Genomic DNA, 25,576 nt, shown 5'->3' with positions numbered 1-25,576 from the left:
GATCAAGGCGAGCATCCGGGCCAGGGTGGAGCACCCGTTCCGGGTGATCAAGCAGCAGTTCGGTCACGCCAAGGTGCGCTACCGGGGCCTGGCCAAGAACACGGCGCGGCTGCAGGTGATGTTTGCGCTGGGCAATGTGTGGATGGCACGCCGGCAGTTGCTGGCGATGCAGGCATGAGTGCGCCTGGAATGCGCCCAAGGGCCGCTGCACGGGCCAAATCTGCCTGCTGGATGGGCATTTCGCGCGGGGAATCAGTCTGGTCTCGCACATCGCGAAAAATCACCCCCGATTCATCCCCGCCGCGGGGCGTCGGAAAGGGGTTTTGCAGACCTTCCCTAGAGCGGTCACTGCGAAGAAGAATATCTCCACAGATAATCAGTTCTCGAAGCATTATTGTGGCTAGCTCTTCATGCATGTAGGAAAAAAACTGCGCTAGCTTGTGCTCTTTGGATTTTTTGGAACTCAACTCAATTATCTGCGTCCTAAGCAAGACGACTTCAATCAGCGCAAGTTGTTCATTTAGGGCAGTGAAAAATTCACCTTTAATATCTCGTTCAAACTCAGCAAGTAAACCGTTTGCAAAATTCTCCGCTCCCTCGCGGAATGTATTGCGATATCGCCGTCCCCATTCGACGGTCAACTTACTGCCAGAGGAGGATAGTGCATGCATCGCTGCCAATGACTGTTTGCATCCGGCCGCTGTTTCCTCGTTCCAGAATCTGAGTGACTCCCACAGATAAAGAAATGGGTTGAGTTGTTGCAACCTAGGCCCAATCTGATTAATAAAATTCGCTCCTTCCAATGCGGCCTCAGATGGATATTCATCGTAGGCTATTGCTCGAATGTATGAGGCAGTGTTTGAATCCGCAAACATTGCTGAGCCACCACGAAAACCCACCGGTCCTGCTTGCAAAACAAAATCTGCATCCATGAGCCAAAGCGATTTCCCTCGAAATATTGATGTGGCAACACCGGAAGACCCCAATTTCTGGTCTAAGAGTTTTATTGATCCGGCATCGCTTTCTGTTGCAAAAATAATTTGCCAATCTTTCAGCGCAGACGCGTTCTTTTCGAATCGCCGATGAGCTTCTAGTACATTGAGGGACGAGCAGACCTCTCTGACTAATTGTTGTTCATCGAATTTTCGAGTTGACGTACTTTCAGCAGCAGACATGGTAAGGATAGGCATTGGCAAATGAAAATGGCTGATTCTGTCGCTCTACAAGCTAAGAGGGTGTAGACGAAATCAACTGGCCTGAAAATTCCGAGAGATCTGCCTATATGCAGGAGATGACAATGACGGAGCACAGGTCGCGATGACGAGAAGGTGGTCAACCGAGGCGGCAGGCCTAAGGAAGGTCTGCATAACACACGCATAAGTGTGCTGACGTCTGAACCTATCGATCTGCAACGCGGAGAAGGCCTGTTTCACCCCAGTTCAAGCGTCCGCGGCTGCGGATTGGCAGCCGAGGTGGCCTGTTTGGCGAACTGCGGACGCGCTCATACCAAGGTAGCCAGCAATTTGCGCCGCACCAGCCAGAGATTGGCCAACGCAAACAGCGTGTGCAGCTGTGCCGTGTTCTTGGCCAGCCCTCGGTAGCGCACCTTGGCATGCCCGAACTGGCGCTTGAGAACGCGGAACGGGTGTTCGACCCGCGCGCGGATGCCCGCCTTCACGCGCTCCAGCTGCCGGGTCAAGGCTTCGATCGGTTTGGCCGGATCGAGCAGGCGACGTTTGCCCGGCCGCATGGCGATGTGCCAGTTCACGTCGCGCCTGGCATCAGGGCGTTGGCCGGCGCCTTGGCAGCCAGCATCGGCATAGACATCGTGGTCGCTTGCGCGCACCAGACTGTTGGCCTCGACCACATCATTGACCGCGCCGCTGGTGCCGCGCACGGTGTGTACCAGGCCCGAGTCGGCGTCCACTCCGATATGGCACTTCATACCGAAGTACCACTGCTGCCCCTTGCGGCTTTGCTTCATCTCCGGGTCGCGCTCGCCGCTGCTGTTCTTGGTCGAGCTGGGCGCTGCGATCAAGGTGGCGTCCACCACCGTGCCGCTCTTGAGCATCACACCCTTGGCGCTGAGCAGATCGTTGACGGTCTGCAGGATTTGCGCCGCCAGCTTGTGCTTCTCCAGCAGGTGTCGGAACCGCAGGATCGTGCTCTCCCAGCCCTCGAGCCCTGCGAACTCCCGGAACACCGGCATGTCGTGCAGCGCTTCTTCCATGGCCGGGTCGCTCAGCGCGAACCACTGCTGCATGAAATGGATGCGCAGCGTGGTCACGCACGGGAACGGAGGACGCCCCCGCTTGCCTTCGGGTAGGTACAGCGACACCAGGGCCACCAGTTCGGGCCACGGCACGACCTTCTCCATCTCATCCAGGAATTCCCGCCGCCGCGTTCGCTTCGCCGTCATTTCCAGGCCCAGGCTGTGCTGCTTCATGTGCCGTATCGTCTCAGGGCTTTACGACAATGCCAAGCATGTCGTGGGGCGGTTTATGCAGACCTTCCCTAGCGCTTCAGCCAGTTCACGTCGACTTGACGCCAACCGCCAGACGTGCGCTACCGTGACGCCTCGGAGGCTATTGCGACAAGGAAGCATCGATCTAAGCCTGCAGCATAGCTAGAAGCTCTTTGTGTTCCTTGCCGCCGACCTTGCGGGCCAGCGCGGTGGCAGCCTCGACCCGAACTGTCATTGGCAGCGGCGCATGCAGAGCGATCATGCGCAGTTCGGACTTCACGAGTGCGATGCTCCTGCATCGTGCGAGCAGCAGCGCAAGCTTGACGCAATCAGCGGTTGCGAGGTCGAAGGCGGCGCCTTGCTTGAAGGGCATGCGCGCAACTCTTGCTGCGCTGGACATGTCACCAGTTCGCTCGAGCGCGAGCGCGTAAGGCGCCGCAGCGGCCCACACGTCTACGGGAGACGTCTGCAAGCTGACTTCCCTCATAGCTGTTTCCAACAGCATCTCCTGCGCAGCGCATTTTTCTTGCCCCGTAGCGGCGAGTGCTTCCAGGGACCGTACCAGATCCATCCCGTTCAGCACGCCAGTCCGCAAAAGACCTAGCCAAACTAGGCCCGCCCGTTGGGCGACCCATTGGAGCATGCGCGCGCGCTCGTTATCGTCGGGTGGCTTCGGCAATGCCATCAGCGCAGAGCACTTGTGCAGCATCCATGCTGCATCGAGGTGTGGGCGCTCTTCATCCTCGTCTCCGCACAACGCACCGAGTGCGAGCAAGGCAATGCCGAAATTATCTTCATCGCTCGCAAAGATGAAAAGCGAGCGCAGTGGCATTCCGTCGCCCGGCGTAGCCCGGCAGCGCAGCAGCACCTGCTCCAGCGGAACTTGCCCGTGCCCGAGCACCTTCATGATACCCACCGCGTCCTCGCCGCTGACACCGGGCTGGGCGAGCAGGTCCAGCAAGCTCTCGCTCCACACCGGGAAGTGCATTTTTGCGGCTTCGGCCATTGCGACGAGCACAGCCGGCGCCCACCGGCCAGACACGACTTCGCCCGCCATTGCGATGCCTTCCAGGTCTTCTACTGTGCGTTCGGGCGGCTCGCCGATCTCCTGCGCGATGCCGCGCGCTTGATCTGCCGCCTCCCGCGTCCAGCCCAGTTCGGCAAGTGTTTTCACCGCATGCAGCCGCACCGCCGCGAGGATCTTCCTGTCCTGCATCACCTGAACAAGGCGCGGGGCGTCGCCCAGTTGGCCCAGGCAGCGCACCGCAAACTGCGCGGTAATGGGGCCTATACCGCTCGCACGGATAACACGCACGATGTGTTCTGCACAGCCCATGTCCATGAGGTTGCGGATCTCATTGGCTCCACCTCGTGCGCCGGGAGCAACCAGCGCATGCAGGCACTCGTCCGCGGCAAGATCTATCTGCCCGGTCCGTCCAAGGTTGACTACACAGCTATCCCACTTCGATGTGCCGCGCAACTGCGCCAGCAGCTTGACTATGCGAGCGCGTGGCGCCTCGTCGCCGTCCGCCGCGATCCAGGCCAGCATCGCTGCAAAGCGCGTGGTGAGCGGCACCGCCTCAGATGCGACGACGCGATCCAAGATGTCGAGCCGCCGTGCATGGCCCAGGCTCCCCATCAGCGCGGTCAGCGCGGCATCGTCTAGCTCAGTATCCTGCAGCAACAACAGCATCGCATCGGTCTCGATGGGCGCCGCGGGCTCAGCGAAAATCCTAGCGGCTTGCGCATACGCATGCACCGCAGGCTCGGCTGCGCTACTGCACAGCGCATACACCCACGTGGCGCATGGTTGAGTATCCATGCCTGGCGCGCTCATGGCAGCGAGGACAGCCGTCGTCGAAGACTTCAGTGGTGGGCGCTGCACGATGCCGGGTACCGCCAATGCGCGCCGCAGCATCGGGATGTCTCCTTCGCGCCCGACGTAAAAATCGCAGAAGCCCAAAAGCTCCCTGGCCTGTGCGGCCATCTCATCGTCACGGTAGCGCCGCCATCCGGCGGCCGCCGCAGCGAAACGGGTGTCGGGCGGGATGTCACCAGTTTCAAGTATGGCACGTAAGTGCTCGCGGGAGCAGTACTCCGCGATCACCTCGGCCACTCTCCACTCATCTGCCTCGCGGCGCTTGCGCTCACCCGCCTCATAGCGAAGTGCCTCAATCATTGGAGGAGCAGCCGCTTCGCCGTCGCCCGCACGTACCAACAGTGTGGCGGCGGCGAGCGCTACGCCGGGCTCAGCATCCAGGTAGCGGCGCAATGCGCGGCTGCCGGCTTGGTCCAGCGTAAGCTCAAGAAAGGCCCACATACGTATGGCGCACTGCTCCGGGTTTTCGTCGAACTCCTTGAGTAGCAATTCGACGAAGCGTTCGCGCCGTGTGAGCAGGCGCAGCACGTCCAGCGGGTTCGGTGAGCGAAACTCTGAGAATAGTTCGGCACAAGGATTCCACGAACCCAGCCGGTTGAACAGCGCGGCGGTCACCTGCGCTTCGTTCTCTGGCGGCAGTTGCACCCCCTGGGCTACCGTCATTCCGACGAACTGCAGCGCGCTGCGCGAGCGTTCCATCAGCGGTGCCAGCAGCAACCAAATTTCGCTCTGCGCTGCCTCACCTTGTTCGCTCCAGCGCGCTAGCGCCAGCAGCACGATCTCGCGCCAACGCGGCTCCGACCACGTGCGCACTATGGGCCACATGGCGGCAGCCTGTGGCGGCGTGTCGGCTGTGATCGACTGAGCAGCCAGGGCCTCACGGATTGTGTTGTGGAAGTACTCCAAGCGGCCCGCTACACCGCTGATAAACAAGCCGCAGCCCAGCATGAGATCGTTCATCAGCACCCATTGCTGATCGGCTTGTACCGAGCCGGAGGGCACTATTGGCAGCACTCCGTCCTCTTGCGCGATACGCACAAGGGGTTGTACAAAGTCGTCCGCGCCCAGGCCCGTCTTGCCTGCCTGAATTTCGACCGCCAGACGCCTGGAAAAATCTAGGCGTTTGCCCCACAGCACATTCGCGAGTGCCTTGCCGTCGCGTGAACGATTCAGTTCGACGCACAGGTTCTCGAAGTCCTTCCACGCTTTCGCCCCACGTTCTTGCAGCATGAGATCTATAAAGCGGTCGTACAGCTCGCTGCGACGGCGCGGCAGTGTGCGGCTCGGCGAGCGCTCGAACACGACCGCCGCCATGGTCGCCAGCGCGGGAATTGCGGCCAGCCCCTCTATGCGCGACAGCCGCAGCTCTTCCATAAACTCCTGCGCTAGTCGGTGCTGCGCCTGGCCGGAGAACCACGCGCTGGCGAAGGCCTCCAACTGCAGGTCAGTGAAGGGTTGCAACACGAAGTGCTGCGCCAGCGAAGGCGGGAACTCGTCCAGTGACGCCAGCGGGCGGCTGGCGATCAACAGACGTAGGGGGCTGCTGCGGAACGAAAGCATGTTGCGGAGCAGCCGCTCTACTATGCTGCTGCGGTCGTGCACATTGACGACCTCATCCAGGCCGTCCACCATCAGCAGCCATGATGCTCCAGGTGGGAGCGACTGCGCATCGCCATGCAGTTCCGCGTCCAGCACCGCCCGCCAATCCGAGGCTACGAGCTTGGCCGCGTGGACGATTATTGGCACAAGCTTACGCGCGTGGCGCGTGCGCCAATGCTTCACCGCGAGCAATGCGAGCCAGCGCAGTAGCACAGATTTGCCGGTGCCAGGGTCGCCGCGTAGTACCAGATGCCTCGTGTCCTCGTACAGCACATCTAGCAGGGAGTCGGCACCGCGCATTCCTCGCGGCGGCGTAGCGCCGCCCCCGCGCTGCGGGTTGTGTGGCGCGCGGAAGCGGGGCGCGGTGAAGATGTCAGAGAGCCTCGGCGCAGCCCGCCGCAGGAATGGTAGGCGGTGGGTCGGCCTGTCCCACTCCACTTCCTGGCGTGAGAAATAGTTCGAAATGGTGCTGGTCGATAGCCAATGAGGCGACGCGCGGTCGCGCCACTTTGGCAACTGAGTCCACGCATCGTCCAGCCGCGTGGCGAAAAGCGTGATCTGTGCCAAGTCCTCCGGATAGCCGGTAAGCACGCCGATGACCGCTCCACGAGCATCAAGCACTGGCGCACCCGACAGTCCACGGAGAAAAGGCTTGGGACCTTGCGCGCAATTCAGTACGAGATGGTGCATGCCGTTCGCTGAGGAGCGGGGCGATGACACCGTGCCATTTAGCGGAAAGCCCCCCGGATGCCCTAGCGGATAGCCCCAGCTGTGCCAAGCGTCATCCCGGCGCATGTCGCCGTCGTCATTCATAGGGAGCCCTGGGGCAGCCAGCTTGCGCTCATCGAAACGTAGCAATGCCACATCGTACTGCGCGCTGTGGCCAATGCATCGTGCGCTGGCCTCGCCAGCAGCGCACCAAAGCAATTGCCTGTCGACACGCTCCACTACGTGCCATGCCGTGATGGCAAGTCCAGGGCCGCACACCCATGCGGTGCCCAGATGAGTGCGCTCATGGTCCGCGGCGCAGACCATGAGGATGCACTGGTCCGGCGAGTGCATGTGCTGCTACTTCCAGGCCGCCACCAGTTCCGGGCTGCGCCAATAAACGGAATGTAGCCAGCCGCCTGCTTCAGCGATGGTGCTCGCACTAGCCTGCACCTGGATATCCTGCGGCGCGCTGTCGCCGCTCAGGCGGAACACAGTGGACGTAACGAATGCCAGCACGTCGAGGGGATGCCAGAGGTTAGTCCAACGCGCGATGGAGCCAGGCAAGTCCACAGGATGTCCTTGCCGGTAAGGTGATAGACCGTTACGCGGCGTCATAATGTGAAAGAACGCAGGCTGGCTACCGAAGGTGACGAGCTGCCCGACATGGAGCGTGCGCCCGCATGCACCTAGCGCAGCGTCCAGTACCAGCAGACCGCCCAGGCTGTGCGCCATGACGTGCACTGGCTTGCCCTCTGCGCCCCAACCCGGAGCGCTAGCGTCCAGCCGCTCGAATAGACGTTCATGGATGCGCTGGCGATTCTGGTGGTAACCCACAACGTCACCCAGCGTCAGCGCGATCGGCCCGGCCAGCTTGCCGCGCACGAACTGATTCAGCGTGCCGCCCAACGCACCCGTGAGCTTGCCAATCATCGCGTCGGCGGCGTTGATCACCCCTTTTACCGCCCCAAACACTGACGACGCGAGGTCAGTGCGTACGGTGATGCCTGCGCTGCGCACGCCGAGGTCGCTGCCGGGCGGCTGCGTCGCGAGTGCGGCGGCGACTAGGTCTCCCACTGCGTTGAGCACGTCCGGGTCGGTCACGTCTTTCACGAAAGCCGATTGCGCCACCGCCACGCGGATGGCTTCCTGTACATCCGTCTGGGGGGCAGCTCGCACGCCGAAGCCGCCTTGGGCCACCGTCCTGCCTGTCACTCGCACCGCGATGGCCTGCGCCGCTGGCATGCCGCCATTCACCACTGTATGCGCGCGCGTGAGGTGTTCGTGAAAGTCGCTATCGTCCCCGCCCAACGGGAATATTGCTGGCAGCGAATCCACCAACCCATCGCTGATGCCGCCCAGGTCGCCCCAGTACACGTCGATCAGCTTGTAGCGGTCTCCTACCTGCTCTTGGAGCCACTCGCATTGCGCGAGGAAACCCTCACGCGAGCGGTTCGCGATGCCATGCACCACGAGAATGGGTTCAGCGTTCATGGTGTGTCTGCTCCCTGGGTTTGCAACACAGCGTCTGGATGGCCGAAAAAGGAATAGGCGAAGCGCGTCGGGTCACCCGGCCCGCCGCATTTCGTGCGGGCGCGCTGGAAGGCCGCGCCCAGCGGCTGGTTCAGCCGTGCCTGCTCGTAGAACTCCTTGGCAAAGATCGATGCGGTTTCATCGCGCACTTCCCAGTTGCTGCCTATGAAGGCGCCTGCACCGGCCTTGAGGAACCTGGTGGCCCAACTGGTGCCTCCCAGCCACTGCACCGTGGTTGCGGCGCTGGCGCATGCATTGATGAACACCAGTGGCCTATGTTCGAGGACGCCTTCTAGATGCGGGCCCAGCATGGACTGCAAGAACGGCTTGTCCAGCGAGATGAAACTGGCGGCCGCATCGCCATAGCAGATGTTGTTGTGTGCCGCGATGTGCAGCAGACCCATGCCGGGACGCCTGATGCCTTTGTTGAGCTCGTCTACTGTTTTCCAGACGGCATCCGATGGAAATATTCCTTGCAGCGTATCGATCTCGTCGTGGGCGGCTGGCGGGGCCTCGGCCGGTATGACGTACACAGGAGGCCCTGCGCCAACGTCAATCGGTGCGCCTTCGCCAAAACGCCAGCGGGTGACCAGCCACCTGTCGGAAATGAAACCCATGAGCGGACCACCGGGGGAAAAGGCAAAGAGCAACTCCCACGGCAACATGTCATCGTTGGAGACAATGTCCAGGCGGTCAATACCGTCCCAGCACCTCGCAAGCACGACCTTGATTCTGTCCGGAAGAAGTCGGGACCACATCTCGGAGCCAATCCCGATGAGCACCGCCTCCACGGCTTCTTTTGAATATCCGGCAGTTCCACGCGTAAGCTCGTTGGCCTGCGCCATCAACTTGGGCACAAGTGTGTCGAGGTCTTCGTCTAGCACCAACTCGGCTTCATGTGTGCCGGCTGCATCGCCGAGCAGCATGAACCTGTATATGCGACCGGGCCGCGAGTACGTGATCGTAAGCGTCGCCCGGCGTGCTACTGGCGTTGTCGCCACGATGCCCGACTTCACGTCCTGCAAGTCGGGCGCGCCCTTATTCGCGACAAGTATGCCAATACGAAGGTCACCGAGGTACGCTTGCTCTGTGCGTGCGCGCAGCACAGCGCTGGCCGAGCCGAGCGCTGCGGCCTGCAGGTCGATCTCGATCGTCGAAGACTTCTTCCCTGGTAACACCCGAACTTGCAGGCTGGCGGAGCCCAGCAGTTTCAGGTCCCCCTCCACGAGAGTTTCGATCGTGACCATCAGGCCGTTCTTCGGAATGGCGACCTCGGCCAGAGGCGCGGAGGAACCTTCGGAGGCTGGCGCGATGTCGATGCACGCGACAATCGAAAACTTGGCGCCCAACGCAACTACGGACGGCGCGCGAGCGCTGAGATAGCGCTTTTCGAACTTTGGGAGCGAGGCTGAAATTCCGCTGTCCTGAGCGGGTGTCTCCAAACCTGCAGCCGGACCCTGTTCCTCCGCGGAAGTGTTTGGTGTGACCACAGCCGAGTCAACTCCACGGCCCGATGGTTGGTCAATACCCTTGAGGGAGCTTTGCCTGCCGGTGGCCATGGGCACCGTGTACGGCTTGACTGCGCGGGAATAATGGGTTGTCTTAATTCCACGCCCTAAAATTTGAGCGGTTTGGATTTTCAGGGGCATGAGCCTTGAGATGTGGGCCTGCCCCTGGCTCCGCGGGATTCGTAAACTCATGCGATGGAGTTCCCTGAACTCATCCCAAGTCATGCGATGGAGTTTTGTCAGTTCAGCCCAAGCTTGCTGGAACTGGGCGCTGTGAATGCGGCGTACCTGTTCCACACTTCTGAAATCCTGCACCAGCCGACGCAGCAGCGCCGGATCGTCAGGAGTTCTGGCATGACGGATTGCAGTCTCGAAGTACCGACTCAGCCTGATGTTGACCAGTTTTTCTTCGACTCTCCTTTTGTACATAAGCTCCTCCAAAGCTTGAACCTACTTTGTAGCACAAGGCTTGCGGCGAAAGCCCCAAGTGCGTATCTGGCGATTAGTTAAGACCGACAGTGCCCGGCTGGGCTGCTGCCGGTTTCAAAGACACCTTGTTAGGGAGGAAGATGAAACCGGAGGTGGTTCATGGAGAGAAGAAGGACATTCAGCCGCGAGTTCAAGCTCGAGGCGGTCAAACTGGTCACCGAGCGTGGTGTGACCGTGGCCCAAGCGGCCAAGGACCTGGATGTACACGAGAACGTGTTGCGCAAATGGGTTCGCGAGTTGCGTGAGGCGCCACAGGAAGCCTTCCCGGGCAATGGCAAGCAGACGGCCCAGGACGCCGAGATAGCCAGGCTGCGCAAGGAAGTGGCCAAGCTCAAGATGGAGCGCGACATCTTGAAAAAAGCCGCGGCCTACTTCGCGAAGGAGTCGATGTGAAGTTCGGCTTCGTGGCGAAACACCGAGGGGCCTGGCCGGTCAATCTGCAATCTGATGTGCGAGGCGCTCGGTGTCTCGCGAGGTGGCTTCTACGCTTGGCTGATGCGTCCCAGGAGCCGGCGCAGCCTTGACGACGAGAAGCTGGGCGCTCAGGTGCGCCAGAGCTTCGTGCGCAGCGACCGCACCTATGGCGCCAGGCGCGTGTGGCGCGATGTGCTGGAGCAGGGCCAAGCTTGTGGCCTGCACCGCATCGAGCGGCTCATGCGCGAGCAGGCTCTTCGGGCACGTCCCAGGCGCCGGGGCTTGCCCAAGGACCGGGGCGAGCGCAGTGCGATTGCCGACAACGTACTGGACCGCCAATTCCAGGCCGATGCACCGAGCCAGAAGTGGGTGGCCGACTTCACCTACATCTGGACGGCCGAAGGGTGGCTGTACGTGGCAGCGGTGCTGGACCTGTACTCGCGTCGCATCGTGGGTTGGTCAATGCAAGAGAGCATGACCTCGCAGCTCGTGGTAGACGCATTGATGATGGCAGTATGGCGCCGGGGCAAGCCGGTGGCACTGCTTCATCACTCGGACCAGGGCAGTCAAGGTGGATTCAACCGGTGGTCGCAACACCATCATTTGTGGAGGTGTTTATGGGCAGACCGGCGAGTTGGATGCAAGAGTTGACCGGGCGAGCGGCTATGCGATCTCCTGGAGCTCCATCGCATCGACGTGAAGTGGAGCGACAGTTCTGGAAACAGATTGCCACTGGAATAACCAGTGAGAAGGCAGCGGAGGCTGTTGGCGTTTCCCAGCCAGTGGGTGCACGCTGGTTCCGTCATCGTGGCGGCATGCCATTGTTCATGTCGAAGCCTGTGTCGGCGAGGTATCTGTCGTTTGGTGAGCGAGAAGAGATCGCCCTTTTGCGAGCACAGGATGTTGGCGTGCGGGAGATAGCCCGCCGATTAGGGCGAAGTCCTTCAACCGTCTCCCGGGAGCTGACCCGTAACGCTGCCACGCGCGGTGGCAAGCTCGACTACCGGGCATCCGTTGCGCAGTGGAAGGCGGAGCTTGTAGCCAAGAGGCCCAAGCCTGTAAAGCTGGTCACGAACCCGCAGCTGCGGCAGTATGTCCAGGATCATCTTGAGGGCAAGATTCATGACGCCCAAGGTCGTGAAGTTGCCGGTCCGCCGCAGGCACCATTTATCGGGCGCAATAAACCCCACCGGGGGGACCGCAAGTGGGTGCAGGGCTGGTCACCAGAGCAGATTGCGCATCGCTTGCGGGTTGACTTCCCCGATGATCCATCCATGCGCATCTCTCACGAAGCCATCTACCAAGCGCTCTATATCCAGGGCCGAGGTGCCCTCAAGCGCGATCTGGTGAGCTATCTGCGTAGAGGCCGTGCTCTGCGCATGCCGCGGGCCAGAACCCAAGCCCAGGCATGGGCGCATGTCAGCGAAGACGTGATGATCTCCAGCCGGCCTGCAGAGGCGCAGGACCGTGCCGTTCCCGGTCACTGGGAAGGCGACCTGATCATCGGGCTGGATAGGTCTGCCATTGGCACGCTGGTGGAGCGATCAACCCGCTTCACCATGCTCGTGCATCTGCCTCGCGAAGCAGGTTATGGATTGACTCCCCGGACCAAAAACGGCCCCCCGCTGGCGGGATATGGCGCCGTCACTATGGCCAATGCACTCAAGAGGACCGTGGCCACATTGCCTGGCCAACTGTGCCAATCATTGACCTGGGATCGTGGCAAGGAACTGTCCGATCACGCGCGGTTCACCATCGAGTCTGGCGTGAAGGTCTTCTTCGCCGATCCGCACAGTCCCTGGCAGCGTGGTACCAACGAGAACACGAACGGCCTGCTGCGGCAGTACTTCCCCAAAGGGACTGACCTATGCCGATGGGGCGAGCAAGAGCTCCAGGCCGTGGCTGCCACCTTAAACAACAGGCCACGCAAAACGCTGGGCTGGAGGACGCCGGCTGAAGCTTTGAATGACTACCTAAAATCTGTGGCTCGACCCGGTGTTGCGACCACCGGTTGAATCCACCCAATACACCAGTGCGCACTTCCAGCAACTGCTGCGCGAGCAGGGCATCACCTGCAGCATGAGCAGAGCCGGTGAGGTCTGGGACAACTCGGCGATGGAGAGCTTCTTCAGTTCAATGAAGACCGAGCGCATCGCCAGGCGGGTGTACCGCAGCAGGGAACAAGCTCGCGCCGACGTATTCGACTACATCGAGCGGTTCTACAATCCGAGGCGCCGGCATTCGACGCTTGGCTACATCAGTCCCGTACAGTTCGAACACGCTCAAAAAGCTTAGGTCGGTGTCAACGAAACCGGCAGCAGCCCAGCTACTACTGTACTGGGCTTCGTGGACTGCAACGTCGGGCCCGGCCGGGCAAGCCCCTGAGCGAGTGCCAGACACGGCGCAACCAGCGCATTGCCAGCAAGCATGCCCGGGTCGAGCATGCGTTTAATGATGCGGCTTTGGGCGGCCTTTTGACGATGAAGTGGAAATGGAATCCGGTCGCGAGATTCCATTCGCGACCCGACTCCCACCTCACTCCCACCCCCCACCCAACGCCATGAACACCGCCACCTGCTCCTGCGCCACCCGCGCCTGCGCGGCTGCAAGATTGGCCTCCGCGGTGGCCAGCGAGCGCTGGGCGTCCAGCGTATCGAGGTACGCGCTGCGGCCGCCCACGTAGAGGCGCTGGGCCTGCTGCGCCACCTGGGCGCTGTCGTCCCGGGCGCGCTTCAGGGCTTCCACGCTGACCAGTTCCTGCCGGTAGGCCGACAGCGCGGTTTCCGTCTCGCGCAGTGCCTGCAGCACGGTGCCGTCGAAGCTCGCGAGGGCCATGCGGGCGGAGGCCTCGGCACCGGCGATGCGGGCGCGGACAGCACCCGTGTTGGGCAGGCTCCAGCGGATCAGGGGCCCGATGTTCCAGGAGAACGTGTCCCGGCCCAGGAAGTCGGAGGCCGGCCCGGCCGAGCTGGCCGACAGGCCCAGCGACACCTTGGGATAGAGCTGGGCGGTGGCCACCCCGATGCGCGCCGTGGCGGCGGCCAGTTGCCGCTCGCTGCGCCGGAGATCGGGCCGCCTGCGCAGCAGCGCGGCCCCGTCGCCCACCGGCAGCGCGCCGGCCACCTGCGGAACGGCAGCGCACTGCTGCACCTCGGCCGGTAGCGCGCCCGGCGTGCGGCCCAGCCAGGCCGCCAGCTGGTACAGCGCTGCCTGGCGCTGCGCCCGCAGTGCGGGGGGCGATGCTTCCAGCTGGGCGAGCAGCGAGCGCGAGCGTGCCAGGTCGGTGGCGCCGGCGCGGCCCGCGTCGTGCAGCCGCTGCACCACGCCCAGTTGCTCCTTCTGCAGGGCGACTGAGGATTCGGCCACCTTCAATTGCCGGCCCGTGCCGCAGGCGATGGCATAGGCGCGTGCGGTGCCCGCCGCCACGTTCACGCGGGCCAGGTCGACCGCGGCAGCCGCCGCCGCGGAGTCGGCCTGCGCCGCTTCGGCCGCGCGCCGCAGTTCGCCCACCACATCGATCTGGTAGGAAAGGCCCGCGTCCACGCTGTACGCGAACTGGTTGGACGGGCTGACGCCGGGGGCCAGTTCCGACAGGCCCGAGACGTGGCCGTAGCCCGGACCGCCGGACAACGACAGTTGCGGCTGTTCGGCGGCCCGCACCTGGGCCAGTGCCGCCTGCTGCAGTTCCAGGTTGGCGGCGGCGACGCGCAGATCGGTGTTGTGCGCCAGCGCCTCCTGCACCAGGGCATCGAGCGCCGGGTCGCGGAACAGGTGCCACCAGCGCGGCGGCAGGGGCTCGGCGGAGACGGCGGCATCGGCGCCGGCCGCCCGCGCCTCCTGGAAGGGCCGGGCCGCGGCCGGATCGCGCACGGCCGCCTCGGCCGGTACATGGTAGTCGGGCCCGACGGACATGCTGCTGCAGCCGGCCAGGAGCAGGGCAGCGAACAGGGGCGCGGCCCGCCGGGCGAGTCCGGCAGCACGGGAGAGGGCGGGGCGGCGTGTCATGTCCGGCCTTCCCGGGCCACCACTTCGACCAGCACGGTCTGGCCGGACACGAGGCCGGCTGCGTCCGGCTGTGCATCCAGTTGCACCCGCACCGGCACCCGCTGCGCCAGGCGGACCCAGTTGAAGGTGGGGCTGACGCTGGGCAGCAGGTTGGCGCCGGTGGAGCGGTCGCGATCGGCGATGCCGGCGGCGATGCTCTGTACCGTGCCGGCCAGCGGCACCCGGCTGCCCATGGGCGTCACCCGCACGGCATCGCCAGGATGGATGCGGGCGAGCTTGGTCTCCTCGAAATAGCCTTCGACGTAGAAGGAGCCGCGATCGACGATCGCCATGGCGCCGCGGCCGGCGGCGGCGTAGGCGCCCGTGCGCAGGTCCAGGTTGGTGACCCAGCCGTCCACCGGTGCGCGCACCGTGGCGCGCTGCAGGTTGAGTTCGGCCGTGCGCAGATCGACCTCGGCCCGGGCCAGCGCGGCGGCGGCGGCTTCCACCCGGGCCCGTGTCTGCTCGCGCGCCTCGCGCGGCACCAGGTCCGACAGGCTGTCGTTGCGGGCGTCCTCGCGGCGCGCCTGCGCCAGCGTGGCCCGGGCCGACTGCACTCCGGCGCGCGCCTGCTGCACGGCCAGCGAGAAGCGCGCCGGGTCGATCTCGAACAGCACCTGGCCCGCCTTGACGGCCTGGTTGTCCTGCACCTGCACGGCATGTACCAGGCCAGAGACGTCGGGCGCCACCTGCACGACGTTGGCGCGCACGCGGCCGTCGCGGGTCCAGGGCGCGAGTTCGTAGTGGTCCCACAGGCGCATGGCGGCCCAGGCGGCCAGGGCCACCATGCCCAGCGTCAGCAGTACCCGGGCCAGTTGCGCCGCGAAGGCGCGGGCTCGCGTCGCGATCGTTTGGGTCGTTGTCGAAGTCATGAGAAGAATCCTCCCGGTGCGGTGAGCCGGGTGAGCAGGAACAGGATCAGCACATAGAGCGCCGTGTCGAACAGGGCCGCATGCCATACCCAGCGGTAGAGGCCCAGGCTGCCCAGCAGCCGGCGCGCGCCCCGGCACAGGGGCCAGGCCAGCACGGCCAGCAGCAGCAGCCAGGGCACGTACACGCCATAGAACGTGGCTTCGCCGGTCATGCCAGGGCCTCCTGCGCGGGATGGGGGGCGGCCGGCCAGGGCCGCGAGGGGAACAGGTTGCGGCGCAGGCCGACCAGGGCGGCGAGCACGCGGCGGCGCTCGTCGTCGATGCCGGTGCCCGCGCCACTGGCCGGGGAGGGCTGCGGGGCAGGCGCCGGCGGCAGCAGTGCCTGCACTGCCTCGTCGATGCGCTCGGCGAGCAGCGGTTGCGCCTGTGCGGCCTGCTCGGTGGTGGAGCTTGCCGGATGTTCGCGGAACAGCCGTGCCACCTGGGCCAGGATGTCCGGCCCGAGGCGGCCCGGCAGCAGCGCGGCATGGCGGTGCAGCGCGTGGAGGTCGGTGCCGATGCGCAGGTCCACCAGCGCGTCGTCGGCATTCACGCCCGCCACCGTGCCGCCGGCCTGGGCGATGCGCGGTGCCAGCAGCCCGATGCGATCGAGCACGCGGGCCGCGTGCAGGCGGGCCTGGGCGGCGTCGGCTTGGCGCGGCAGCGCTCCCAGTTCGCGCCAGGTGCGGCGCTGGATGCGGCGGGCGCTCCACTCGGCGCTCACCGACCGCATCAGCGCCGTGACCACCGCGGCCGCTGCCCCGCCCAGCACCTGGCCGACCGAGCTGTTGACGAAGCTGGCGAAGTCCGCCTGGCCGGTGTCGTGCAGCGAGAGCGTGCCGATCACGCCCGACAGCAGCAGCCCCATGGCCATCAGCGTGTTGGCGGGCCGCGCCATATAGGCGCCCAGCACCAGGAAGACCGGCGCGCAGACCACGGCCAGCGTGGGCAGGTCCACCACCAGCGGCATCAGTACCAGCACATACAGCGCGCCCAGGGGCAGCGACAGCAGCAGTGCCTTCAGGAAGGAGTAGATGGCCGGCACGGGATCGTCCATGCCGGCGAAGAAGGAGCAGAAGACCGCCGCCATCATGGGCATGGCCGCGCCGCCGGACCAGCCGCTGAGGATCCAGAAGGCCGAGCACAGGCAGATCGCCAGCGCCGCCGCCACCGCCGACCAGGCGGCCATCCCCACGTCGCTATGCAGAACGTTGCGCGCGGCGGGCACTGCGGTCCGGTGGCCGGGCGGCGTCAGCGGCTGCGGGCGGCCGGCCAGGCCGGCGTCGATGCGTTCCCGCAGTTGCACGCAGGCGGCCCAGGCGTCGATCAGCTCTTCCAGGCGCACGGCCAGGCCCGTGCGCAGCGCAAGGATCCAGCCGTCCGCGGGCTGCGGTGCGCGATCCGCCAGCGCACGGGCTGCCGTGCGCAGTTCGGCGGCGTCGTCGGCGGCCAGCGGCATGCCGGGCCGGCCCGGTCCCGCCCGGCCGCTGTCGGCCAGCCGGGCCAGCACCCGGCCCACCGTGCGTTCCACGTCCGCCGGCAGGCGGCCATCGGCATCGCGCAGGGCGCGCAGCCGGTCGTCCACGGCCGAGGCGAAGGGTGTGAGCGCCGCGACTTCATGCTGCAGCGCGCGGATGGCTTCCGCCGTCCACTTCAGGTGGCTGGTGTCGAAGGGTACGTGCGTTGCCATCACGCGCAGTTGGGAGATGTCGCCCGCCAGCTTGCGCCGGGCGGCCTGCTGCGCCGGCGCGGCGGACCGGCCGTCGTCGGAGGGAGCGGGCGGCTGCAGCATGGCGCGCAGCCACGCACCGGCATCGGCCCATGTGCGGTCCATCATGCCGACCAGCGTCGGGACCATGCTCGCCGGCCACACCAGGCTGTGCACCAGCCCGGCGCAGACGATGCCGATGCCGATCTCCTGCACGCGGGCCGAGGCCGTCTCGAAGATGCCGGTGGGTGCATTCACGGCCGGAAACCCGATCAGCGCCGCCGAGTAGCCGGCCAGCATGAACAGGTAGGAGCGCGGCGTGCGGTCCAGCAGCGAGACGAACAGGCACAGCGCTACCCATAGGGCCAGCGCCAGCGTGAGCAGCTCGGGCGCATCGACCATCGCCGGCACCATCAGCAGCGTGGCGGCGCAGCCCAGCAGCGTGCCGCCCAGGCGGAATGCGGCCTTGGACCGCACGGCGCCGGCCAGCGGGTTGGCCACGATGTAGGTGGTCATCAGCGCCCAGAAGGGCCGCGGCAGGCCGGCCCAGCTCGCAACCGCCATGGCCAGCATGGCGGCGGCGAAGCATTTCGCGGAAAAGAGCATCTCGGCCGGGCTGAAGCGCGGCAGCAGGCGGGGCATTTGCATGTCAGCCTTCCGTGGCAGCTCCGCCGCGGTCGGCCTTGCCCAGGCGCGTCCAGAGCGTTCCGAAGACGCGCAGGCAGGCGCGCACGTCCTCCGCCGGGATGTCCTGGAACAGCTCGGTGCGCAGGCCGTTCAGGGCTTCCTCGATGCGGGCGAGGATCGCTTTGCCGGCTTCGGTCAGGTGCAGCGTGCGCGCGCGGCGGTCTGCCGGGTCGTCCCGGCGCTCGACGAGGCCTGCGGCGACCAGCTGGTCCAGCGTGCGGATCAGCGTCGGCCCTTCGATGCCGAGCAGGTCGGCGATCACGCCCTGGCGGGTGCCGTCGCCATGCCGGCCGATGGTCACCACCGTCCAGCCGGCCGCCTGCGACACGCCCAGGTGCGCGACCGCCCGGTCGGCCGCGGCGCGGTAGGCGCGCTGCAGCAGGTTGAGCGTGAAAGTGAGGTTTCGCAGTTCCGCCGGATCGGCAGGAGCGGGGCGTGAAGCATCAGGAAGGGCGTCAGGCATGGGTGAAAGTTTAGTTAGCTAGCTATCTTTCTGTCTGGGGTTGCAGGTTTGACCTTTCATCCGTCTCGGGATTGGCCGGTGGCCAGCCCGCTCGGCAGGTTGTCGGTAGGGCTGGCGCGAGGGACCGGAGGTCGGCTTCAGCCGCCCGCGCACCGGGAACCATCGGCGGTGGAGGCCGCTTCCTCGACCAGCCATTGCGCGAAGACCTTGATTGGCTCAGTGCAGAGCTCCGCGGGACCGGGCAGCACGAGGCAGAACGTCTTCGATACCGTCTTGTCCTCTGGCCAGGGTGCCACGAGATGGCCCTGTGCGAGCTCAGCCTCGACATAGAGGCGCGGTACCAGGGCCACGCCGAGGCCCGACAGCGCGGCCTCGATCAGCATTGCATGCAGGTCATAGCGGGCTCCGGTGGCCGGCCTGGCGATCGCCGTGCCGGTTTCTTCCGCGTAGCGCTGCCAGGCCTCGGGGTTCTGGCGCCGGTGCAGCCGCGGCAGCCGGTCCAGCGAGGGTGCCGGGCCCTGGCCGTCCAGCATCCGCGGATGGCACACGGGCACCAGCGTTTCCTGCAGCAGCGGGCAGGTGTGCGCGCCGCTCCATGCAGGGTGCTCGAAATGGATGCACGCGTCGAAGCCGCTGCTGGCCAGCACGAACGGTTCCATCCGCTCCGCCAGATGCACGGTGATGCGCGGGTGCCGGCGCTGGAAGCCGGCCAGCCGGGGAATCAGCCAGCGCGTCGCGAACGTGGGAAGGACGGCGATGTCGAGGCTGGCGCCGCCTTCCGGCTGGCCCATCAGGTACTGGCTCTCGCGGTCGAGCTGCTCCAGTACCTGCCGGACCTGGGTTGCATAGCGCTCGCCATTGGGCAGGAGCCGCACGCGGTTGCCGATGCGCTCGAACAGGGTGACGTCCAGGAACGATTCCAGCCGTGCGATCTGGCGGCTGATCGCGCCCTCGGTCAGCGACAACTCGTCCGCCGCGCGGGCGAAGCTGCCATGGCGGGCCGCAGCCTCGAAGGCCTGGAGGGCGGAACTGCTCGGGATTTTCTTGCGCATGTGGTCAGCTTGATGTTTGTGCAAGGCAGTGTGCCGAATAATCGTTTTACCCGGCAATTTCACACCAATACCATGCATGAACATCAACTTGCATGGGCGTATCCATGATCTACACGGTGGAATGCAGCTTTACGGACCCTGACGGCGAAGCCGCCTGGAATGATTCCTACAGCCTGGACAAGTTGCCGGCCCTGATTTCGGTGAGGGGGTTTCATACCTCCCAGCGCTTCAAGGCCCTGCGCCCGGGATGCCCGGCCTACCTGGCCCTGCACACGATCGATGGCGTCGATGTACTGCTGGGCGAGGAATACCGGCGCAAGGGCGGCGGCAGCTTCGCCCGCTGGCAGGCGAGCATCACCGACTGGCACCGTAATCTCTATGCAGGACCGGACCGTGCTCCGGCGGTGGAAAGCGATGCCTGCCTGATGATGAGCTCCACCGGGCCGGAGCCACTCGTGCGCTGCGGCCTGGCTCCGCAGGCCCTGCGGGCGGTCGCGCTGGACCAATCGCCGGAGCGCCGTTGGCTGGCGACGGCCCGGATTTCCGACGTCATCGCCTGGATGGGAGCTGCTTCGTGGCCGGAGGGTGTCCACGCGTACGCCCCCATGACGGCCCAGCTCACACCCGTCCCTGCGGCGGTTGCGGCCGACTGACGGAGCGCCCGATGCCGAACATCACGCTATTCATTCCGACTGCGGCGATGCCGTCAGACGAGGCCGTCGCGGAACTGTCCGATCGCTGCGCGTTGCTGTGCACGGGCTTGCTCCATGCAGCCCTCGCCAATGTGCATGTCGCCTGCGTCGCGGTTCATCCTGGTTGCGGGCATCCCGTCTTCGCCGATGTCCGCTACCGGTCGGAGCCGTTCCGCACGCCGGCCACGATGGATGCTTTCATGCAAGGGCTGGAAGAGGCCATTTTGCACACGCTCCGGCTGACGCCTCGTATCCGCTGCTTCGGCTATGGGGCGTCGAACCTGCATGCACGCAACTGACTTGAAGGCCGAAAGCATGGCGACGAACACGGTGTTTCCCTGCCAGCAGGTGGGCGATTTTTCCATCACGGCGCTCAGTGATGGCTACCTGACTGCCAGTCTGGAGTTGCTCTCCGATATCGATCCGGCAGAAGCGGGCCGCATGCAGGCGGCATGCCGGCAGGAGCCGTCGGCGGTCCACATCAATACCTATCTGATCCGTGGCCGTGGCCGCACGGTGCTGATCGATGCCGGCGCGGGAGGTTTCAAGGGATGGGGCGGCCAGTTGCCGCAGCGCCTGGCATCGGCGGGCGTGACGCCGTCGATGATCGATACCGTCTTGTTGACCCATGCGCACCCTGACCACATCGGTGGCTTGGTTCAAGCGTCCGGTGCTCCGGCATTTCCGAACGCGGAACTGGTGGTGCACCGTGCAGAGTTCGATTTCTGGCAGGACGACAGCCACTTGAGCCGCGCCAGCGAGCGGGCACGGGGCAACTTCCTGGTGGCGCGGCGGGCCTTCGATGCCTACCAGGCAGCCACACGCCCCATCGAGGCGGGAGAGGTCCTTCCGGGCATGGAAGCCGTGCCGCTGCCGGGCCATACCGCGGGACATACCGGCTACCGGCTGGATTCCGGCGACCGCAGCCTGCTCGTCTGGGGCGACATCGTCCATTTCCCGCACATCCAGGTCATTCGGCCCGAGGTATCCATCGCGTTCGACCAGGATCCGGTACGTTCGGCCAGCACGCGCGCGCGTTTGCTGGATCTCGTCAGTGCGGAGCGGCTGATGGTCGCCGGCATGCATCTGGGAGAGCTGGGCTTCGCGCACATCGAGCGGACTGGTGCGGGCTACACGATCGCCTACCAACCTTAGGATGGCGGGCAACTCGGGCTTTCTCCCAACGACTCGCTGGCACACCGCTCCCAGCGGATTCGCGCAGAGCATTCCTGGCTGCCGGTTCGGCGCGGGGAGCGGGCCCCGCGTAACATGGCGCCATGGCCTCCCTGCATCGGCATCCCGCGCCCGCATTGCGCAGCTTGGTGGCATCCGTCTGGGCGCACGATCCCGTGCCGGTGGTGGGGCGGCCGCACGCGCGCGAACATGTGCTGCCGACGGGTGCCACCCATCTCGCCGTGCGCGTCGGCGGCGAGCCGTTGAGGGTGTTCGACCACGCGGCCGACCTGCGCGGCCACTGCCTGGGCCATGCAGTGGTGGGCGGCGCACGCACGGCATACCACGTGCGCGATGTCGCACAGCCCGCGATATCGGTCGGCGCGATGCTGCGCCCCGGCGCTGCCGCCGTGCTGCTCGGCGTGCCCGAATCCGCGCTGGCCGGGCACCATACGCCGCTGGAACTGCTGCTGCCTGCCGGCGAGGTCGACGCGCTGCTGGCGCGCCTGCATGCGTGCGCCGATGCGCCAGCGCGGCTGTCGGTGTTCGAGCGCTGGCTGGCCGACCGCGCAACTGGCCGGCCGCCGCTGCTGCATCCGGCGCTGCGGGCGGTCTTTCAGCGGTCCTGGCACCCGGACGCGTGGGTGGAGGACATGGTGCGCGCCAGCGGGCTCAGCCACCGGCACTGCATCGCAGTGTTCCGGCAGGCGACCGGTCTCGCGCCGAGCGCGTGGTTGCGCTTGCAGCGCTTCTCGCATGCGCTGGAACTGGCCGGCGATCCGTCGCTGGGCTGGGCCGATATCGCGGCTGCCAGCGGTTTCGCGGACCAGGCGCATCTGGCCAATACCTTCCGCCACGTGGCGGGCGTCACGCCGTCCGCATGGCGCCAGACGGCCGATCCCGCCGCGCCGCGGCATGTGCCGCGCTGAGCGCAACGCAGGTCAAATGCCTGCAAGACGGCGCGGGGGAGGGCCACCAGAATAAGGGCATACACCACATGAGGAGTTGCCATGGCGATCCACGAACTCTATGCCTACCTGTGCGTGCGCGACGCCGCCGCAGCGATGGATTTCTACGCCCGCGCCTTCGGCGCGCGGGAGCTGTTCCGTCTCACCGAGCCGGATGGGCGCATCGGCCATGCTGAAGTGGATCTGGGCGGCCACACGCTGATGCTGTCGGAGGAGTATCCGGACATGGGCGTGCGCAGCCCGGAGCACCTCGGCGCCACGCCGGTCACGCTGCACCTGCATGTGGACGATGCCGATGCGCTGGTGGCGCGCGCCGTGGCCGAGGGCGGCACGCTCGAGCGCGGCATGCAGGACCATTTCTACGGCGAGCGCTCCGGCACCGTCCGCGATCCGTTCGGCCATCGCTGGCTGATCGGCCATGCGATCGAGTCGGTGACGCCGCAAGAGATGCAGCGTCGCTACACGGCGTTGTTCGATACGCCGAAGGCGTGCTGACGCCGGACCCGGTGGACTAACGGTCCAGTTCCGCCAATCGCCTGGCCAGTTTTCTCTGCAGGGATGGAACGCGGCCCATCAGGCCGAGCAGCGAACCGCGGGCCATGCGGCCCAGCGGCGATGACACCGTGGCGATGCGCGTCATGGCATCGGTCATGCGGACCACGCCGCGCGCGATCCGGTGGCGGTGCCGGGACCAGGCGTCGAGCCCGCGGGTATCGTCGTCGCGCAAAGCCTGCCGCAGCGGTCCTGCCAGTGCCACGGCGTCCTGTATGCCGGTGTTCATTCCCTGGCCACCGGCGGGACTGTGCACATGGGCAGCATCGCCGCAGAGCAGCACGCGCCCGCGGCGGACCTGCGCCGCCACGCGGTGCTGCAGCTGGAAGCTGGAGCTCCAGGGCATTTCCTGCACGCGCCGGCCGGGCGAAGGGACGCCGCGTGCGGCGAGCAATGCTTCCACCATGTCCTGGGTGGGAGGGCTTGCCGGGCCGGCCACTGCGGCGACCATGCGATAGCGATCCCCCGGTTCTCCCTGCGGTGCGGGCAGCGGAGCCACCACCATCAGGCCTTCGGGTGCAAAGAACAGGCTCACTTCGGTGCGCTGCAGCGGCCATGCCATCCGCACGTCGGCCAGCACGAAAGTCTCGGCATAGTTTCCGCCCACGAAATCGATGCCGGCCTGCTGCCGCACCACGCTGTCGGCTCCATCGCATCCCACGATCCATCGCGCCTGCACGTGCTGCACGCTGCCATCCGGCCGCGCCAGCGCGGCGCTGATGCGATCGCTGGTTTCCGTGAACGACAGCAGCCGCGCGGGGCGCCACACGCTGCCGAGCCCGTCGCCGAGGCGGCCCGCCAGGATCGCTTCCGTGACGTTCTGCGGGCACATCAGGGCGTAGGGGTAGCGGGATGGCAGGCCCTGGAAACCGATGTGGAGGAGCACCTTGCCGGCTTCGCGCACGCGGAAGTCCGTGGCCTGCATGCCGGCAGTGACCAGGTCAGGCACCACGCCCAGTGGCTCGAGCACTTCCAGGGTGCGGGCATGGATGACGGCCGCGCGCGAGGTGTTGAGCCCCGCCGCATGTTGGTCGATCAGCAGCGAGGCGACCCCGAGCCGGTCCAGTGCCAGCCGCAATGCCATGCCGGTCGGACCGGCCCCCACGATGAGCACTTCAGTGACAACCGGTCCATCGGGTGTTGCGTCCATGGCGATCTCCAAAGTAAACGGGTGTTTTCATTCTGCTCGCGATGGCCCGGCGAGTAAACTGGCGTTTACCAATCCATGTTCCCGGAAGGCACTCCGTTGACACGCTCGCAAGCCACGAAAGACCGCATCCTCGACGCCGCACGGACGCTGTTCGCGTCGCAAGGGTATGACGGCACCACGGTGCGCGAGGTCGCGGCGCTCGCGCAGGCCAACCCCGCGCTGGTCATCCGGTACTACGGCAGCAAGGAGGCGCTCTTCCTGGCGGCGGCCGAGTTCGACCTGCAGTTGCCGGACCTGGCAGGCGTTTCCAGGAACAGTCTGGGCGAACGGCTCGCTGCGCATTTCTTCACGGTCTGGGAAGACAGTCCTTCCGGACGCCAACTGGTCGCATTGCTGAGGGCGGCCGCGACGCATGCGGATGCCAGGGCCCGGATGCAGGACATTTTCGAGCGGCAGTTGCGGGCGGCCGTGCGCAGGCTGACCGCGCCCGCTGCCGATGCGGATGTGCGCGCTGCGCTCATCGCCTCACAGATGCTCGGGTTCGCGCTCGTGCGATACGTGCTGGAGTTCTCTGCCAGGGGGATGAGCCGGAAGATGGCCGTGCGGGCGCTGGGCGCGACCCTCCAGCGGTACCTTGTCGAGCCCATCTGATGGGCGCGTGGCCGGCGCCCGTCAGGGGCCCAGCGGGACATCGAAGCGGTAACGATAGTGCGGTCATCGCGTGATCTGCCTACATTTGTAAACAAATTTGCCCATCTGCCGGATATTGAATCCATTATTTGTGGGCCTATGATTTCTGCCGTTTTTGACTCGTCCGTGCAGCCTCTCATGGCGCGCGACCAACCACCATGACACGCCGCGTCACCATACAGACGCCCCTGGGAGAGCAGCTGCAGTTCCGGCAGCTGCAGGGGCGAGAAGAACTGAGCCAGGTCTTCAGCCTCGACATCGACCTGCTGAGCGAGGACAAAAGCATCGACCCCAAGGCGCTGCTGGGCAAGAGCGCCACGGTGGTGGTGGAAACCGAAGGCGGCGGCCGGCGCTACCTCGACGGGATCGTGACGCGCTTCGGCACGCAGGGGCAGGACCACCGCTTCTACGCCTACCGCCTGCGGCTGCAGCCCTGGATCTGGCTGGCCTCGCGCAAGAGCGATTTCCGGATATTCCAGAACAAGAGCGTGCCCGACATCATCGAAGAGGTGCTGGGCGTCTACGGATACCCGCTGGAGAAAAAACTCAGCCGCAGCTACCGCACGTGGGAATACTGCGTGCAATATGACGAGAGCGACCTGCAGTTCGTCTCGCGGCTGATGGAGCACGAGGGCATCTATTACTACCACCAGCATGCGCAGGGCCAGCATACGCTGACGCTGGCCGACGACATCGTGGCCTCGCACCAGCCGCTGCCCGGGGCGGCCACGATTCCCTTCTATCCGCCCGAGAAGTCGGCGACGGCGGACCGCGAGAACATCCACGCCTGGGAGCTGCACGAGGAGATCCACTCGGGCCGCTTCTACAACGACGACTACGACTTCAAGAAGCCCAAGGCGGACCTGGCGAACATGCGGCAGATGCCGCCGGG

Annotated in this window: 21 protein-coding genes and 2 pseudogenes; 12 read left to right on the top strand and 11 right to left on the bottom strand. The window is 65.5% G+C overall.

Annotation, left to right across the window (positions count from 1 at the left end; genetic code table 11):
* A partial coding sequence (locus T336_RS25500) for a transposase (RefSeq protein WP_035226844.1) occupies positions 1-178 on the top strand: 178 nt, incomplete at its 5' end.
* Between the two features lie 752 nt (positions 179-930).
* Positions 931-1,086: a hypothetical protein gene (locus tag T336_RS26845; RefSeq protein ID WP_156957917.1), complete on the top strand. Its 156-nt coding sequence runs from the start codon at positions 931-933 to the stop codon at positions 1,084-1,086.
* Between the two features lie 415 nt (positions 1,087-1,501).
* Here the strand turns inward: T336_RS26845 and T336_RS0121455 are convergent, their stop codons facing one another.
* From T336_RS0121455 to T336_RS0121440, 4 genes are all read right to left on the bottom strand, one after another.
* Positions 1,502-2,446 (bottom strand): IS5 family transposase, encoded by a 945-nt coding sequence (locus tag T336_RS0121455; RefSeq protein ID WP_026434059.1) that lies wholly within the window; start codon positions 2,444-2,446, stop codon positions 1,502-1,504.
* Positions 2,447-2,609: 163 nt separating this feature from the next.
* A complete protein-coding gene (locus tag T336_RS0121450) occupies positions 2,610-6,977 on the bottom strand; it encodes a serine protease (protein ID WP_244884006.1) in 4,368 nt (1,455 codons plus the stop codon).
* 33 nt (positions 6,978-7,010) lie between these two features.
* On the bottom strand, positions 7,011-8,144 hold the full coding sequence (locus tag T336_RS0121445; RefSeq protein WP_026434057.1) for a lipase family protein: 1,134 nt from the start codon (positions 8,142-8,144) through the stop codon (positions 7,011-7,013).
* Positions 8,141-10,120 (bottom strand): CHAT domain-containing protein, encoded by a 1,980-nt coding sequence (locus T336_RS0121440; protein ID WP_156957916.1) that lies wholly within the window; start codon positions 10,118-10,120, stop codon positions 8,141-8,143. The genes T336_RS0121445 and T336_RS0121440 overlap by 4 nt, the downstream gene beginning before the upstream one ends.
* Before the next feature lie 159 nt (positions 10,121-10,279).
* Between T336_RS0121440 and T336_RS25495 the strand changes: the two are divergent.
* The 3 genes and pseudogenes from T336_RS25495 to T336_RS25485 all read left to right on the top strand — a co-directional run.
* Positions 10,280-11,245, top strand: a pseudogene (locus T336_RS25495) (IS3 family transposase).
* Positions 11,233-12,609, top strand: coding sequence for an IS30 family transposase (locus T336_RS26335; RefSeq protein ID WP_084151493.1), 1,377 nt, complete (start codon positions 11,233-11,235; stop codon positions 12,607-12,609). Before T336_RS25495 ends, T336_RS26335 begins: the two are co-directional and overlap by 13 nt.
* Positions 12,610-12,613: 4 nt before the next feature.
* Positions 12,614-12,889: pseudogene (locus T336_RS25485) on the top strand (integrase core domain-containing protein); the annotation flags it as partial.
* Between the two features lie 240 nt (positions 12,890-13,129).
* On the opposite strand, the gene T336_RS0121420 reads toward T336_RS25485, so the two are convergent.
* The 6 genes from T336_RS0121420 to T336_RS0121395 form a co-directional block, all read right to left on the bottom strand.
* Positions 13,130-14,599 (bottom strand): efflux transporter outer membrane subunit, encoded by a 1,470-nt coding sequence (locus T336_RS0121420; RefSeq protein ID WP_051647387.1) that lies wholly within the window; start codon positions 14,597-14,599, stop codon positions 13,130-13,132.
* Positions 14,596-15,510, bottom strand: coding sequence for an efflux RND transporter periplasmic adaptor subunit (locus tag T336_RS0121415; RefSeq protein WP_026434053.1), 915 nt, complete (start codon positions 15,508-15,510; stop codon positions 14,596-14,598). The genes T336_RS0121420 and T336_RS0121415 overlap by 4 nt, the downstream gene beginning before the upstream one ends.
* Positions 15,507-15,722 carry a DUF1656 domain-containing protein gene (locus tag T336_RS0121410; RefSeq protein WP_026434052.1) on the bottom strand — a complete coding sequence of 72 codons (216 nt, stop codon included), beginning with the start codon at positions 15,720-15,722 and terminating at the stop codon, positions 15,507-15,509. The genes T336_RS0121415 and T336_RS0121410 overlap by 4 nt, the downstream gene beginning before the upstream one ends.
* A complete protein-coding gene (locus T336_RS0121405) occupies positions 15,719-17,905 on the bottom strand; it encodes an FUSC family protein (RefSeq protein WP_026434051.1) in 2,187 nt (728 codons plus the stop codon). Before T336_RS0121405 ends, T336_RS0121410 begins: the two co-directional genes overlap by 4 nt.
* A gap of 1 nt (position 17,906) precedes the next feature.
* On the bottom strand, positions 17,907-18,407 hold the full coding sequence (locus T336_RS0121400) for a MarR family winged helix-turn-helix transcriptional regulator (protein WP_051647383.1): 501 nt from the start codon (positions 18,405-18,407) through the stop codon (positions 17,907-17,909).
* Positions 18,408-18,544: 137 nt separating this feature from the next.
* Positions 18,545-19,459, bottom strand: a complete 915-nt coding sequence (locus T336_RS0121395; protein ID WP_026434049.1) for a LysR substrate-binding domain-containing protein — start codon at positions 19,457-19,459, stop codon at positions 18,545-18,547.
* Between the two features lie 104 nt (positions 19,460-19,563).
* Between T336_RS0121395 and T336_RS0121390 the strand changes: the two genes are divergently transcribed.
* From T336_RS0121390 to T336_RS0121370, 5 genes are all read left to right on the top strand, one after another.
* Positions 19,564-20,112, top strand: coding sequence for a hypothetical protein (locus T336_RS0121390; RefSeq protein WP_026434048.1), 549 nt, complete (start codon positions 19,564-19,566; stop codon positions 20,110-20,112).
* Positions 20,113-20,123: 11 nt separating this feature from the next.
* The gene (locus tag T336_RS0121385; protein WP_026434047.1) at positions 20,124-20,450 is read left to right on the top strand and encodes a hypothetical protein; all 327 of its coding nucleotides are present in this window, start codon (positions 20,124-20,126) and stop codon (positions 20,448-20,450) included.
* Positions 20,451-20,466: 16 nt separating this feature from the next.
* The gene (locus T336_RS0121380; RefSeq protein ID WP_026434046.1) at positions 20,467-21,306 is read left to right on the top strand and encodes an MBL fold metallo-hydrolase; all 840 of its coding nucleotides are present in this window, start codon (positions 20,467-20,469) and stop codon (positions 21,304-21,306) included.
* Between the two features lie 122 nt (positions 21,307-21,428).
* Positions 21,429-22,253 carry a helix-turn-helix domain-containing protein gene (locus tag T336_RS0121375; RefSeq protein ID WP_035226830.1) on the top strand — a complete coding sequence of 275 codons (825 nt, stop codon included), beginning with the start codon at positions 21,429-21,431 and terminating at the stop codon, positions 22,251-22,253.
* Between the two features lie 81 nt (positions 22,254-22,334).
* A complete protein-coding gene (locus T336_RS0121370; protein ID WP_019702377.1) occupies positions 22,335-22,787 on the top strand; it encodes a VOC family protein in 453 nt (150 codons plus the stop codon).
* Between the two features lie 16 nt (positions 22,788-22,803).
* Here the strand turns inward: T336_RS0121370 and T336_RS0121365 are convergent, their stop codons facing one another.
* A complete protein-coding gene (locus tag T336_RS0121365; protein WP_026434044.1) occupies positions 22,804-23,994 on the bottom strand; it encodes an FAD-dependent oxidoreductase in 1,191 nt (396 codons plus the stop codon).
* Positions 23,995-24,090: 96 nt separating this feature from the next.
* Between T336_RS0121365 and T336_RS0121360 the strand changes: the two genes are divergently transcribed.
* Both T336_RS0121360 and T336_RS0121355 read left to right on the top strand, forming a co-directional pair.
* Positions 24,091-24,645 (top strand): TetR/AcrR family transcriptional regulator, encoded by a 555-nt coding sequence (locus tag T336_RS0121360; RefSeq protein ID WP_026434043.1) that lies wholly within the window; start codon positions 24,091-24,093, stop codon positions 24,643-24,645.
* Between the two features lie 197 nt (positions 24,646-24,842).
* The coding region (locus T336_RS0121355; protein ID WP_026434042.1) for a type VI secretion system Vgr family protein at positions 24,843-25,576 on the top strand (734 nt) is incomplete at its 3' end.

The sequence above is a fragment of the Paracidovorax oryzae ATCC 19882 genome (assembly GCF_000687165.1).
Lineage (GTDB): Bacteria > Pseudomonadota > Gammaproteobacteria > Burkholderiales > Burkholderiaceae_C > Paracidovorax > Paracidovorax oryzae.
The sequence above is the reverse complement of the archived record's forward strand: the minus strand, read 5'-3'. Positions and strand labels throughout refer to the sequence as shown.

Bases quoted from the DNA above. Each gene is read 5' to 3' on its own strand.
- T336_RS26845 (WP_156957917.1), top strand. From the start codon at position 931: ATGAGCCAAAGCGATTTCCCTCGAAATATTGATGTGGCAACACCGGAA.
- T336_RS0121455 (WP_026434059.1), bottom strand. From the start codon at position 2,446: ATGAAGCAGCACAGCCTGGGCCTGGAAATGACGGCGAAGCGAACGCGG.
- T336_RS0121450 (WP_244884006.1), bottom strand. From the start codon at position 6,977: ATGGTCTGCGCCGCGGACCATGAGCGCACTCATCTGGGCACCGCATGG.
- T336_RS0121445 (WP_026434057.1), bottom strand. From the start codon at position 8,144: ATGAACGCTGAACCCATTCTCGTGGTGCATGGCATCGCGAACCGCTCG.
- T336_RS0121440 (WP_156957916.1), bottom strand. From the start codon at position 10,120: ATGTACAAAAGGAGAGTCGAAGAAAAACTGGTCAACATCAGGCTGAGT.
- T336_RS26335 (WP_084151493.1), top strand. From the start codon at position 11,233: ATGCAAGAGTTGACCGGGCGAGCGGCTATGCGATCTCCTGGAGCTCCA.
- T336_RS0121420 (WP_051647387.1), bottom strand. From the start codon at position 14,599: ATGACACGCCGCCCCGCCCTCTCCCGTGCTGCCGGACTCGCCCGGCGG.
- T336_RS0121415 (WP_026434053.1), bottom strand. From the start codon at position 15,510: ATGACTTCGACAACGACCCAAACGATCGCGACGCGAGCCCGCGCCTTC.
- T336_RS0121410 (WP_026434052.1), bottom strand. From the start codon at position 15,722: ATGACCGGCGAAGCCACGTTCTATGGCGTGTACGTGCCCTGGCTGCTG.
- T336_RS0121405 (WP_026434051.1), bottom strand. From the start codon at position 17,905: ATGCAAATGCCCCGCCTGCTGCCGCGCTTCAGCCCGGCCGAGATGCTC.
- T336_RS0121400 (WP_051647383.1), bottom strand. From the start codon at position 18,407: ATGCCTGACGCCCTTCCTGATGCTTCACGCCCCGCTCCTGCCGATCCG.
- T336_RS0121395 (WP_026434049.1), bottom strand. From the start codon at position 19,459: ATGCGCAAGAAAATCCCGAGCAGTTCCGCCCTCCAGGCCTTCGAGGCT.
- T336_RS0121390 (WP_026434048.1), top strand. From the start codon at position 19,564: ATGATCTACACGGTGGAATGCAGCTTTACGGACCCTGACGGCGAAGCC.
- T336_RS0121385 (WP_026434047.1), top strand. From the start codon at position 20,124: ATGCCGAACATCACGCTATTCATTCCGACTGCGGCGATGCCGTCAGAC.
- T336_RS0121380 (WP_026434046.1), top strand. From the start codon at position 20,467: ATGGCGACGAACACGGTGTTTCCCTGCCAGCAGGTGGGCGATTTTTCC.
- T336_RS0121375 (WP_035226830.1), top strand. From the start codon at position 21,429: ATGGCCTCCCTGCATCGGCATCCCGCGCCCGCATTGCGCAGCTTGGTG.
- T336_RS0121370 (WP_019702377.1), top strand. From the start codon at position 22,335: ATGGCGATCCACGAACTCTATGCCTACCTGTGCGTGCGCGACGCCGCC.
- T336_RS0121365 (WP_026434044.1), bottom strand. From the start codon at position 23,994: ATGGACGCAACACCCGATGGACCGGTTGTCACTGAAGTGCTCATCGTG.